The following is a 13,612-nucleotide window of genomic DNA, read 5'->3' on the forward strand; positions in this document are numbered from 1 at the left end:
ATACCGTTAAGCCATGTATATTTGTAGCCATGAATTGTGCGCAGAGAATCATATTGTTAATTGGATTGATTTTTCCGCTAGGCATATACGCACAAACGAAGGTTACCTTAAATTTTACCGGGGCCAGTTTTGAACAAGTAATAGCAGCCATACAGCAACAAACCCTTTACCATTTCGCATACGGCGAATCTAAAATCCCTAAACATCAGGTATCCATCAAGGTAGAAGAAGAGGAAGCCATAAAGGTGATCGATCAACTCCTGCTTGGTAGTGGTTATACTTATTCTTTGCTGCCCAATCATTTAATCGTGATCAGAAAAAATGCCGAAGAAAAAATGGATACAGATAGCGTCCGTTTTTTAAAAGAAGTGGTGATTACGGCATTGGGTATCGAAAAAGACAACCATAAAGTTGGCTATGCTTTAACTACCATTAAAGGTTCTTCTATCACCAAAGCAAGAGAAAGCAATCTGATTATGGCGCTACAGGGAAGGGTAGCCGGACTAAACATTACCGGTGTAAACGGTGGCCCGGGCTCAGCCGCGCGGGTTCTCATTCGGGGTGTTTCAAGTATGACTGCTGCTTCTCCATTATTTATCGTAAATGGTGTACCCATTGATAACAGCATCAGGGGAAGTGCAAATGAATATGGCGGGGCTGATTATGGCGATGGCATTAGTAATATCAATCCAGACGATATCGAAACGATAACCATATTAAAAGGGTCGGCTGCTTCAGCTTTATATGGTGCCAGGGCTGCAAATGGCGTGATCCTCATCAATCTGAAAAGTGGAGGAGAGGATACCAAAGCTAAGTTCGAGTACAATACTAACCTGGCTTTTGATGTTCCGGTTAATTCAACCGATTTTCAATATTTGTATGGGCAAGGATCTCAGAACAAACGTCCTGCCAATCTGTATAACGCCATTTCTACCGGTTTATTAAGCTGGGGAGAAATGATGGACGATAAATTAACACCGCAGATAGATGGTTCTATGCGGCCTTATTCCCCTGTTAAAAACAACATTCAGACTTTTTACCGTACTGCTCCGGCATTTATCAATACCCTTTCACTGGTTGGAGGAAATACGAAGAACAACTATCGTGTTTCCGTTTCCAATTTAGATTATAATTCAGTTTTAACTAACGGGACTTTAAACCGTAAAACGTTAAATTTTTATGGTACAGTGGCCCTAAGCCCCAAAATATCACTCAGCTTAACGGGTAATTATATTTATGAATGGAATAAAAACAAGAGTTACCTTAGCGATGGTCCGTTAAATCCTAATTATGGAATTGCTGCCCTGGCTACCAGTTTAGATCAATCTATTCTGGCACCTGGTTTTGATGCAGAAACTGGTTTCGAGAGTCGCTGGAATGCGGATGAGTACAAAACCAATCCATATTTTTTGATGAACAAACAGTCCGATTATGCCAGTCGGAACCGTTATATTTCATCAGCAGTGCTCAAGTATCATTTAGCCAGTTGGGCATCCGTTCAGGGAAGAATTGGTTACGATTCGAGTAAAGATGAAGTGGTCAGTATTTTGCCCACCGGAACTGCTTTTTCTATCAACCGGCAGGGTGGTATAAATGCCTACGACCAGAACCGTACTTCGGAACTCAATAGCGATATCTTGTTCAGTGCCAGCCGGAATCTTGGCGATAAACTGAATCTCGAACTTTCTTTGGGGGCTAATTATCGAGAAAGAAAAGGCAACAGCGAAAAGCTAAAAGGCTCACAATTTAAGGTTCCTTATTTATATGTTCCCGAAAACCTGATTACCAGTACCAAAACATTGGCCATCTCCAGGATTGTAACGGAATCTGCTTATTACACAGCCGATCTAAGCTATCAGCGCTTTCTTAATTTTTCGGTTACTGGCCGATACGATATCTATTCTACCTTGCCTGCCAATAACCGCGGTATTTTTGTTCCAGGCATATCGGGCAGTTTTATTTTTTCGGACCTGTTGAAGTTGAAAGGACTGGATTTTGGTAAACTGCGCCTGGATTTTGCCAAAACCAGTGGCGAACCCATTGTTCCCTATACCACACAAATTTATTATACCGTAGATAATCAGGTGAATGGTACCCCTGTTGGCAGCTTTTCAGGTGATCTGCCCAATTACAATTTAAAACCCTTTACCTTAAACGAAATAGAAGCAGGCCTTGATCTTAAGTTTTTCAACAGCCGCTTAGATATCGATTTTACCTATTTCAATCGCATTACACACAACGAAATTATCAATGCAAAACAGTCTGTTACCACAGGTTTTACCTCGGCTTACGTTAATCTTGGCGAAACCCGCAATGCAGGGATAGAACTTGCACTAGGATATACGCCAATCCTTACCACAACAAGCAAATGGCAGATTAACTTTAATCTTACCAAGGTGAAAAATACGCTGCTCTCTATCGATGGCAACAGTAATTATACCCTTACAGGTACTTATAGGCCGCTAAATGCCAATACCGCATTGGTAGTAGGTAAACCAATTACGCAGATTATGGCTTACGATTATCTGCGCGATGCCAGTGGCAATATCATAATCGGATCGGATGGTATACCTAAAAGGGGCAATTTTATTCCCATGGGTGGTACAATGCCTACTTTATATGGAGGTATAACCAACAGTTTTATCTACAAACAGTTTAGTTTTTCGTTCCTGATTGATTACCGCTTTGGTAATAAAATTCTTTCGGCAACAGAATATTATAGCTATGTACTAGGCTTAAACAAGGCCACTTTAGTAGGCAGACAGACCGGTATTGTTGCCGAGGGCGTGTTAGAAAATGGGCAGAAGAACACGGTTAATGTTCCGGCTTATGCCTATTACCCTGAACTGGCCACCAATATTTCTGCATTATCGGTACTCAATGGCAGTTTTATCAAGCTGAGGCAGGCCACATTAGGTTATTCTTTTAGCGAGCGTTTTTTAAAAAGAACACCTTTTAGTAGTATAGGGATAGATCTGGTCGCACGGAACCTGTTTACTTTGCTTAAATACACTAAAAATATAGATCCTGAGTCGCAGTTCTCGCCAACATTGGGTTATGCCGGGATAGAAGGGGCTTCATTGCCTGCAACACGTACATTTGGGGTTAATTTTAATTTTAAATTCAAATAAGATGGCCATGAGAAAGTTGTGTGTTTTGGGTGCTTTTTTCCTGGCTTTAATGGGCAGCTGTTCTAAGGAAAAGCTGGATGAAATCAATACAGATCCAACCAAACTCACAGAAGACAATTATGATCCCAACAGCTTGCTTGCACAGGCACAGTTAAAATATGCCAATTTGGGTTATTACCAGCTGCTGTATCAGAGTACTATGATGCAGTTGCTTGCCTCAACTTATTATTATTACAACAATGGTGATAAGTACATCAACGTGGGCAGTTTTACCGATTACCAGGGCCGGATTTTTGATGAAGGTTATGCTGACGCTTCTTACATCAGAGAGATGCAACGACTGGCCAGATTAAAAGATCCGGTGGCCTATAAAAACCTGATTGCGATTGGTGATATTATGTTTGTATTGATTTTGCAACGGATTACCGATACTTATGGCGATGTTCCTTACTCGCAGGCTGTTAAAGCGATGCAAGGTATTAAATATCCTGTTTACGACCGTCAGGAAGATATTTATAGCCACATGCTGAACGATCTCGAAACGGCTACCGCGCAACTGGATGCCGAAAAACCTGGACCAAGCGCTGATCTTTTTTATAAAGGCGATATCGGTAAATGGAAAAAATTTGGTTATTCGTTAATGCTTAGGATTGCCATGCGATTAACGAAAGTAGATCCGGAGAAGGCCAAAATTTGGACCGAAAAGGCTGCGGGCAAAACTTTTACCAGTATCAATGACAATGCGATTCTTTTAACCGATGCTTCCTCTTTTAACAGCCAAAATGGAACATCGCTTGCTTTAAGAACATTTTCCGACTATTTGGAAGTACGGTGGAGTAAAACCTTAATCGATCAGTTAAAAAATACCAACGACCCCAGGTTGGAAGTGATAGGTGAAGTACCAAAAGACGGATTGGCTAAAAATGCAGATCAGAATTTAAGCGGAAATACCGATGCAGCTGTTCAGCTTGGGTTGCCAAATGGATATGATTTACAGGGTGGGGCAACAGATATCAGCCATTCACCAAACTATCCGGGTGGTACGGGTACCGGAAGCGATTTTGCCCCGCTCGGAAAATACTCCAGACCACGGACTAGCATGTACCTTAAACTGGGTGGGCCGATCTTTATTTTGAGTTATGCAGAAACTGAACTTTTACTGGCCGAAGCTAAGGTGAGGGGTTGGAATATTAATGGAACGGCCAAACTACATTATTCCAACGGATTAACAGGAGCCATACAATCGCTCGCACAGTTAGATCCTCTGGCTGCGGTTGATGCCAATAAAATCACCACCTTTGTTAACCAGAACCCGCTTGATGAAAGCAGTACACAAAGCGCCTTAAGTGCCATAAATCTGCAATACTGGGTAGCTACTGGTACCAATTTTAATTTTATAGAAGCCTGGCTAAACTGGAAAAGGAGCGATTATCCTAAACTCATCCCCATAAACTACAAAGGCAACGTTACCAATGGCACCATTCCCCGCCGGATGATCTATCTTTCGACAGAGGTGCTAAACAACCCCCAAAATTATAAAGATGCTGTAGCCAGAATAGCTGGAGGCGATGTACTTACCTCAAGGGTTTGGTGGGACAGATAATAACCGGAGGTAAGTCTAATAAAGACATTTTGCAAGATAAGTGCTTTTTATAGCTGAAGCAGGCTGCATTAAAATTCATACATATTATTCGCCCGTAAGTTTTCGATTGCTATTTCGGCATCGGCCAGTAGCGGCTGTTGTTTTCGCGTTTCTTCTTCAATCGCGATTAAGGGCTTATGTCCGTATTGATTAAAAAATGATCTGGTATGCGCTTGATAGTCCCTTAAAAAATCAGTTAGAGAAGTTATATCTGCATCGAAGCCTTCATTTTCAAAGTTAAACTGACAAGAACTTTTGTAAGAGATAAATACGTCATCACCTTCTTCAAATGAAATGGCGACGCTGTATTTACCCGGGCCAAGGTGGGTAACAACTTTTTTTTCGTTGGTACTACCTACATTATAAACAATATCGAATGAGATGTACATTGTGTTTAAAGCCCCTACCTTCTCGCCGGTAATTTCAAAGCCTGATGAGTAGCACCTATCTGTTTGGCTTTCTGAAAGAAATTCATCATTATAGATGTACTCATTTACGCTGATCGGCTGTACATTAAATATTTTCATAGGAACTTATTTTAAAGAGATAGATTTTGTCGTTTCGTGAAGCCATGGGTGTAAAAAGTATTTCTTTATAGTTTATTTAACCACCAAGGCACAAGGATACATCTCCCGAAGATAAAAAATCCCATCGAAATATCTGCCCACAGAGCAGAACTGATAGTAGGTGAGCTTCTTTAATAATAGTATAGATTGATCACTTCGGTGGTTGGAATCAGTTTAATGTGGCTATAAATATCTAATGTGTTTTTTTTTCTTTCCATGGTTTATGCCTTTGATCATCAGGTGTATGCCCAGAAATAAAAGAATAGCGGAAATAATTATCCCAATCGCTATGGGCAAAAAAATAGCTGCTGATGCGAAGAACTCGCGCCAGAGCACACGGGGATAAAAAAAGTAAGTTAGTATCAAAAATCCTAGTAACATTAAGATGGAGAAAAAATAAAGGGTTTTAGGTGTCGAGTTGGTTTTCATGTTATTTAGATAGGTGTTAAATGATAAGAGTAGGTATTTTGCGTCAAATCCATACGCGTCTCCTACGGTAAGCCAGCTTCGGTCTTTTCTGTGCAGGAGTGGATCAAGACAACTGAAAAATAGTTGCTGCAGCCAGCAGGCAACATTGTTTTGCCTGTAGCCCTTACCTTTCCATAAAAATAGCTTTTAGCACTTTCGGATGGAAGATGTTTATTGTACCATTCGTTGTGTCGGTTATAGCTTTCATTATGGCGCATTGATCAGTGTTTATAAGATCATACGAAGCCAGTACTGAAAACGCTTGGTCGAAAAATAAAATGGAGCAATAAAAAATAAATTAATTTTAACCCAGCGTTTTTCATATCTACTGCGTAACCTTGTTATAACACCATGAAAAAACGCTTACCGAACCTAATGGATGAACCTTTTTTTTAAGCAGGATACTAAACTAATCAAAGGCTGCAAGGCCAATGAGCGGCAAGCACAGGAAGGTCTCTATAAGCTTTACTACGCCGATATGCTGCGTATATGTTTTCGTTATTTAAAATCAGATGATCTGGCGCATGATGCGCTGAGCGTTGGTTTTTTGAAGGTTTTTCAGCATATCCATACTTTCGATGCTAAAAAAGGAGAATTTGGTGCCTGGATTAGGACAGTGATGGTAAGGTCTTGTATTGATATTGGCCGAAGAGAGGCGAAGTTTAATGAAACGATCAGCTCAGATGAAATAGAGGAAATCTTTATCCAGCCGTCCGTGTTAGATAAACTTTTTGTAGAAGATCTCCTAAAATTGATACGCTTATTGCCAATCGCTACGCAGTTGGTTTTTAACCTTTCAGTAATAGATGGCTATTCGCATAAGGAAATTGGAGAACATTTGAATATTACCGAGAGTACATCAAGGTGGCACCTCTCTGAAGCAAAGAAACAGTTGAGGAAAATGTTAGCTTCCTCAGCAATTGATAAACCAACTGAAAACATAAAAAGAAGATGAAAAATTCAGCATGGTATCATAAACTCTGGCGCAATAAATTCGATAGTCTTCCAATTCAGGATGCTTCGGACGCTTCATGGGCGGGTATGCACAAACTGCTTAACGAGCAGATGCCGATTAGTACGATCGGTGGCCATGGCCCTAATTTATCTACAGGAGCCAAACTGTTTAAAATAATTGGATATACATTGTCTGTAGCTGCTACGGTTTCTACTGTAGGCTACTTTGCAGTTCTGAAATCAAAAAATAAACAGAAAGAGATAGAAAAGAAAGTTAAACCCGTAATTCTGGATTCAATAGTTGTTGATAGTAGCAAGGTGATAAATTACAGCAATTTGGCCGATACAATAATTAGTAAGGATAGTGTTGATCGGGATGGAAATGCAGTTAATGATCTTGCTGAACAAAATAAAAATATTAACAATGAATCTGTTCGGGATGTAAAACGGGTGAATAACATTGAAAATGTTATTTCATCTGCCGCTAAACCGAATGCTGTTTCTCCCATTAAAAACAAATACGATGATACACAAAGAAGTGATCATTTTGGACGATTTGAAAATTTAAGTTCGAGCTCATCAAAGCTTAGCTCAAGAGTTGATGATCATAAATCTAAAGGCGGGAATGCTTATCATTCATTTATAAACGGACAAAATCTGTTATTAATGCCGAATCGTGATCAGGAAACAAATGAAGTTTTTAAACGACCTGCTTCACCTGTTTCCATTTTAAACCAAAGGGCTGTTTTACAAACCTATGCCCCTGTCAATTCACAAAGTGCACCCTCAATAAATAACAATAGGAGGGGAAGCAAAAATAAAGCAGACCGCACCACTGGTAAAACCCCGAAAGTAAAAAATGTCAAATCACCAAAAACCAAAACGAGTAAAATTAAAAAGGAAAGCGAAATTATAGTGCCTATATATAGTTATGGTGTAACAACAGGAATGAATGTGCAAAAAGGCAACAGTAGTTTTTATGCCGGCATATCGGGTGCTTATTCATTAAGTAAAAAATGGCAGCTTTCTGTTGGCGTAAATGTTAATAGCTATCAAAAAATTGCAGGAGAATTTACACATCCAAGTTATTACCGTCCCGATTCGTTACCGCCGTTTACAATTGCAGCTACGCGAAAAGTGATTACAGTAGATATTCCTTTAACAGCAGCCTATAGGCTTTCAAAACATATCAGTGTTAAAGCAGGTCCGGTAATTAGTTTTGTGGGCAAGCAGTCTGCAATGATAACCAGATTAAACCCAATAGCTGATCCACGCGATACGTTGTACCATAGCAAGCAAATCGACTCGACCTTGGTAAATACAGTAAGCAATAAGGTAAATATAGGGTTAACAGGCGGCATCAGTATTCACATTAAACAATTTGATATCAATGGAAGCTACCAATGGTTAACTCCATATAAGGTGAGCAATAGTTTGGGCTCTTTTAAACAGACCAATCAGGTTTTTAGGATTGGGCTAGGTTATCGGTTTAAATAAGTACATAATTTAGATGAAAGGTCGTCATCGCGAGAAGGAACGACGAAGCAATCTTTTATCCTTGTCACTCTGAGGGTAGTCGAAGAGCCTTTTTTAGTGTCATCAAACCAATATGATGGATCCCGAAAAGTTCAGAATGACGATCGCATTCTGTTGGTCAGTGCCTCACCGACCGATAGGTAAGTTTTATTTTTAGAGTCGTCACCCTGAATTTATTTCAGGGTCTATCTTCCAGGAAAGATGTGGAGTTGCATTAAGCAAAGGGCTAAAATAAATCTATTAAAAAAGATGCCTCTCGATATCTATCGTGAGGCATCTTTTGCTCTTAAAAAACTTCCGAAATCTACCATGACATGGCCCGGCAAAACTTCGGAAGTCTCTTTATTTTAAAACGAATACGTTAATCCTCCGAAAATATTAAACCCGTTCATCTGGTAGTACAAATACCTGCTGTAGTTTGTATTTAAGATATTGTTTGCTTTAGCAAAAACAGAGAACTTTTTGTTGATGCGGTAATCAGCACCAAGGCCCAAATCTACATACCCTTTAACCGTTTCAATAAGCTCTATATTGGTGTTTGGAATTACGTATTGTGAAGCGGGAACAGGAGCGCCGGTATATACTTTTGCTTTAATATCATCCTGAATTACAACAGCAGCGTTAAAGCTTAGTTTTTTATTGTAGGTATAAACAAGGTTCGAGCTTACTTTTAAACCCGGTTTAAACCAGGAGTAAGTCTCTGCAGCAGGTTTCCAATCGTCGATATTTAATTTACCGGTCCATTTTAAGGCATCGCTTACCTGAACAGAAATTTCACCTTCTAAACCTGTTAATTTCGTTTTACCGAAATCGTATATTACATCAAATTTGTTAAAATCAGTAAAGTTGTTCACGAACAAAGGCATATCATCGAACTGTTTTACATATACACGTGCTTTGTAACCAAAACCCGGTCCACCAGTACCTTTAATCCCAGCACTGAAACTTAACTTTTCAACGGTGTTTTTAACCACGATATTGCTGTTCAACCAAGGGTTTTCATCAGTAAAGCCTTTTAGCGAGTTTCTGTTAACATCACCTTTAACTTCTCCAAAAACCTGTAAATAATCAGGAATTAAAGTGAAATCGGCCGTAACGGCAGGGAAGATTTTAGAGCTGCTAACAGCACCAAATTCCTGTACGAAATTAATTCCTGCTGTAATTTTAGCTCCTTTAACCTGTAAACGGATATACGGGTTTAAACGCAATAGATTGTTCCCAACACTGGTTAATGCATCTTTGCTATTACCGAATTCAGTTGATGCGGCCAGGCCAAGGTTTAACGAATGAATACGTTTGTTTACATAACCGTTTAAGCTCAAGTAGTTTTCTTTGGCACTGAATTTATCATTCCAGATATAACCATTGGCTTTTAACGCATAACTAAAAGCATCTTCATCTTCGGTAAAGTTTTTTACCAGCTCACCTTCCAGTTCGATCGTGGTTAAAGCTTGTTTATCAGGATTAGGATTTAGTGTAGGCCGGGCATCATCTATACCATAAAAGTAAGTGCCATTGCGCTCAAAATTGATGCGGCCACTCACGGTATTCTGCTCTAAAATACTACGGCCAAAAATGCTTAACTGTTGGTTGCTGCTATTCTGCTTGTTCAGCTTTCCTTCCTGACTAAAATGTTTAAAGTATCCACCAAGCTGTAAACCTTCATCTTTACCGGTATTAAAATAAGCTTCGCCCAAAAGGGTAGCCAACGATCCGAATGCACCTTTTACATAGTTATTAACCAATATGCTTTCTTTTTCTTCAGCTAAGGCTTGTGCCTGTAGTTTTTGGATATCACTGTTCAAGTCCAGTTTTCTATCCAAAATGCTGTAGTTTAATTTTGCTTTATAAGTTTTAACATCATCCAAATTCGGGCTTCTTCTTAGCTTTACAGCCTCTGCCAAAATTGGTTTATATGGACGCACTACTTCAATCTCTTCGTTTACAACCGCTTTTTCCTCAGTTTTTTTATCCTGCGCCTGAGAAGTCATTAATCCAGCAGCTAAAAAAAACAGTGAACTATATATATATTTAATCGATTTCATAATGCTACTTCTTCTGGTTTAGTTTTTCTAGTTTTTCTTTGGCTGTAGGGATGATATCATCCTTGCCTTCGTAATTATCAATTATACTGAGAAGTGTACTTTTTGCCTGTAAATTGTCTTTTAGCGCTACATAATTATCAGATAAAAGGATAAATGCCTTCGCTACCCAGTAATCGTAAGCGGCCATGTTGTTAACCAAGTCAAAACAGGTTTTAGATGAGGTTTTGAAATCACCTTTGTTATATTCCAATAAAGCTAAATTGTATTTTGCCTCGGCAGCGGCAATGGTTTTTGTTTTAGCCACCACATTTTTAAATTCTTTTATGGCTGTGGTCGTATCGCCTTTTAATAAGTAGGCTTTACCAGAGTATAAGCTCGAACTGTTTTTTTCTTCTTCCGAAGCTTTTTCCGATTCTTTGGTTAGCTGTGCATATTTAAGCATGTCATCAGGCATATTTAAGGCGGTGTAAGCCTTTAACAAATTATTAATGGCAAAACTATAATGCGACTTGTAATCGGTTGTAGTTTCTAATCTTTTCAGGTAAACAATCGCTTCGTTGTATTTCTTCTGGTTTAAGAAGAGTTGAGAGATACTTACCAAAGAACGCTCGGTATAATCACTCGTCCAGTCGTTCAAGATAAACTCGTAATCAGGAATGGCTTCATCCGGGCGACCTAATTTAACCAATGATTCTGCTCTGATAAATTTAGCCTCTTTTTCATGGTTAGCCTTAGGGAATTTATCAAAGTAAGCATTTACTGCCTGGAATGCACCATTGGCATCGCCTTTTAAATAGGTGTTATTGGCAGCGGCAAAAACGATGTTATCCTGTTCAGAGCCCGAGTAATTTCCAAGTGGAGTAGTAGCGGCATAGGTGATAAAACCATTTGCATCGCCACGATCTACATAAATGTTTTTGATCGATTCCATTGCTTGTTTAGCCTCGTCGGCTGTTGGATAATCGCGGATTACCTTTTTGAACGATTCTAAAGCGGCATCATCCTGATCCTGGTTGTATTGAACCAAACCAATGGTAACCAAAGCTTTTGCTACATAACTACTGCGTGGATATTTGGCCACCAATTCTACCAGATCTGATTTAGATTTATCAAAATCGCCTTTGTTAAAATAGGTATAAGCCGTTTCAAAGCCTGCATCATCTGCATAGTTTGAGTTTGGAAAAGCCTTTAATAAACTTTGCATGGTTGCAATTTTTGCATCATACTGGTTTTCCAATCCCTGGATCATTCCTTTTTGGAAAGTCGCATAATCTTCTGAAGTGGTATTGCGGCTGATGATTTTGTTATAGTTAGCCATTGCATCACCATAGTTCTTGTTTACGAAATACGAATCTGCTAAACGGATGGTGGCATCATCAATGGTTTTTTGATCTTTATCATTGCCCGCCAGGAATTTTTCGAAGTAAGTAGCTGCCTTGCTGTATTTCTCATCTTCAAACGCGGCATAAGCCAATGCGTAGTTCGCGAAATTGTAAACACCGGTTTTATCGGCATCGGGCATTTTCAAAAATTTCTCAAAGTTGGAAACAGCTTCACCGAACTTGCGCAGTTCGTACATCGATTCTGCTTTCCAGTAAGTGTTTAAGGCATTGATCTCATTGTCTTCCGGAAATTTCTCAGAACGCAAAAACATCGATAATGCATTTGGGAAAGCTCTTTCGTTGTAAAACTCTAATCCGCGGAAATAGGTAACTTTCTGATAAGCTTCTTTTGCTTCCAGGGTTTTATCCGGAATAGGCTCCAAAATATCTACAGCCGCCTGGTAGTTTTTAGTGGTTAATAATACCTCGCCTAGTAAAGTTTTCGCTTCGTTTATCTTACGCGATTTCGGGAAAGTTTTTAAGAAACCTTGTGTAGCCTCTAGCGCCTGCTGATGGAATTCTAATTCGTAACTTAATTTAGCATAATTTAACCAGGCTTCTTCCTGTATACCCTTATCAAAACTTAAACGCGATGCCCTGAAAAAAGCACTCTGCGCTTTAGGTTTATCGCCCAATTGAATAAAGGCTTTACCCAAAGTATGCATACCATTTTGAAGGTAAACATCATCGGTATTTAGTTTTTCTAAAACGGCAACAGACTCTTTGTACTTTTTATTCTGGAACAAAGAATATCCGTATTGGTAAATGAAGAGGTTATTCTTGGTTTCGCTTTTATCTTTTGCATAATATTCGGCGAAATACTTTTCAGCATTTTTGAATTCGGATTTTGCAAAGTACGATGCGGCAACCAAACTCAACATTTCAGGTTCAAACTGTTGTTTGGTTTTTTGAATCGCTGCCAAAGCATAGCTGATTACATCATCGTAACGCTCGTCAAGGTAATACATCGAAGTGATGTAGTATGGATAACTCGCCTCGTAAGTAGGAGAGCCCTTTAGCTTTTCGAAGTTGGCCAAAGCTGTTTTATACTCTTTGTTTAAGTAATTGATATAAGCAAAGTAGTAGGTGGCACTTTCCTGAAAATCGCCTTCTTCTCTTTTAACTTTTTCGAATAAAGGTTCTGCTTTATCGTAATCCTTTAATTCAAAATAAGCGTAACCTTGTTTAAATTGGTATTCGTTTCTTTGTTTGCCCGAAAGTGTAGAAGGATCGGTTTTTTCGAACCATTCTAAAGCTTTTTTATAATTTTTCTGGTTGAAATATGTTTTTCCAACATAAAAATAGGCGAGTTTGGTGTTCGGGTTTAACGGATAATCGCGAATAAAGGCCTGGAATAAACTTTCAGCATCGCTGTTGGTTAACTCAAGCGCACAAACGGCGGCATAAAATTTTGCATTCTCTTTAAGTAAAGATAACTCAGCATTGCTCTCCGTTTGGGTAGAAGGTTTATAACGTTGCAGCTCAACAAGTTTAAACTGTTGCGCAGCTGCAGTGTATTTTTCTTTGTCTAATAATTCTAAGCCCGTTTGATAGTTTTTGTTGAGGTTTTGCACGGCGCTAACCTGAGCGTAGGTGCTAAAACTTCCTGCTAAAATTAGCGGAATTAGTAAGTATTTTTTTTGCATTGGTTTCAAATATGGTTGGTACTAAATTAGAAATAGTATCAAAGCTTATCAACAGAAGTAATTAACATCTGTTAATAACACAAATTAACGATGGGATTTTTGGTTTGGTATTAAGGGGTGGACGAATGTGGAAAAGTTGAAGGGTTCATTGGTCATTAGTTCAATGGCGGGTTGCCTATGGTTGATGGTTTGATAATTCATAGTTGATGGCCAAGTGGTTTAACTAACGATTTATGAGCAGG

General features: G+C 39.1%; 8 protein-coding genes. 4 read left to right on the plus strand and 4 right to left on the minus strand.

All coding sequences use genetic code 11. From position 1 onward, the window contains the following. Positions 1–29 precede the first annotated feature (29 nt). On the plus strand, positions 30–3,131 hold the full coding sequence (locus QF042_RS08005; RefSeq protein WP_307527034.1) for a SusC/RagA family TonB-linked outer membrane protein: 3,102 nt from the start codon (positions 30–32) through the stop codon (positions 3,129–3,131). A 7-nt stretch (positions 3,132–3,138) separates the two neighbouring features. Continuing rightward, positions 3,139–4,734: a SusD/RagB family nutrient-binding outer membrane lipoprotein gene (locus QF042_RS08010; protein WP_307527036.1), complete on the plus strand. Its 1,596-nt coding sequence runs from the start codon at positions 3,139–3,141 to the stop codon at positions 4,732–4,734. A gap of 68 nt (positions 4,735–4,802) precedes the next feature. Here the strand turns inward: QF042_RS08010 and QF042_RS08015 are convergent, their stop codons facing one another. Both QF042_RS08015 and QF042_RS08020 read right to left on the minus strand, forming a co-directional pair. Next, a complete protein-coding gene (locus tag QF042_RS08015; protein WP_307527038.1) occupies positions 4,803–5,300 on the minus strand; it encodes a hypothetical protein in 498 nt (165 codons plus the stop codon). Between the two features lie 530 nt (positions 5,301–5,830). Further along, on the minus strand, positions 5,831–6,025 hold the full coding sequence (locus QF042_RS08020) for a hypothetical protein (RefSeq protein ID WP_307527040.1): 195 nt from the start codon (positions 6,023–6,025) through the stop codon (positions 5,831–5,833). Positions 6,026–6,186: 161 nt separating this feature from the next. Between QF042_RS08020 and QF042_RS08025 the strand changes: the two genes are divergently transcribed. Both QF042_RS08025 and QF042_RS08030 read left to right on the plus strand, forming a co-directional pair. After that, entirely contained in the window at positions 6,187–6,762 is a 576-nt protein-coding gene (locus QF042_RS08025; protein ID WP_307527042.1) for an RNA polymerase sigma factor, read from the plus strand. Then, the gene (locus QF042_RS08030) at positions 6,759–8,258 is read left to right on the plus strand and encodes a hypothetical protein (RefSeq protein WP_307527044.1); all 1,500 of its coding nucleotides are present in this window, start codon (positions 6,759–6,761) and stop codon (positions 8,256–8,258) included. The genes QF042_RS08025 and QF042_RS08030 overlap by 4 nt, the downstream gene beginning before the upstream one ends. A gap of 386 nt (positions 8,259–8,644) precedes the next feature. Here QF042_RS08030 and QF042_RS08035 read toward each other — a convergent pair whose 3' ends face one another. Then, entirely contained in the window at positions 8,645–10,342 is a 1,698-nt protein-coding gene (locus QF042_RS08035; RefSeq protein WP_307527046.1) for a TonB-dependent receptor, read from the minus strand. Positions 10,343–10,346: 4 nt separating this feature from the next. Next, positions 10,347–13,370, minus strand: coding sequence for a tetratricopeptide repeat protein (locus tag QF042_RS08040; protein WP_307527048.1), 3,024 nt, complete (start codon positions 13,368–13,370; stop codon positions 10,347–10,349). Positions 13,371–13,612 lie beyond the last annotated feature (242 nt).

Source organism: Pedobacter sp. W3I1 (genome assembly GCF_030816015.1).
Taxonomy (GTDB): domain Bacteria; phylum Bacteroidota; class Bacteroidia; order Sphingobacteriales; family Sphingobacteriaceae; genus Pedobacter.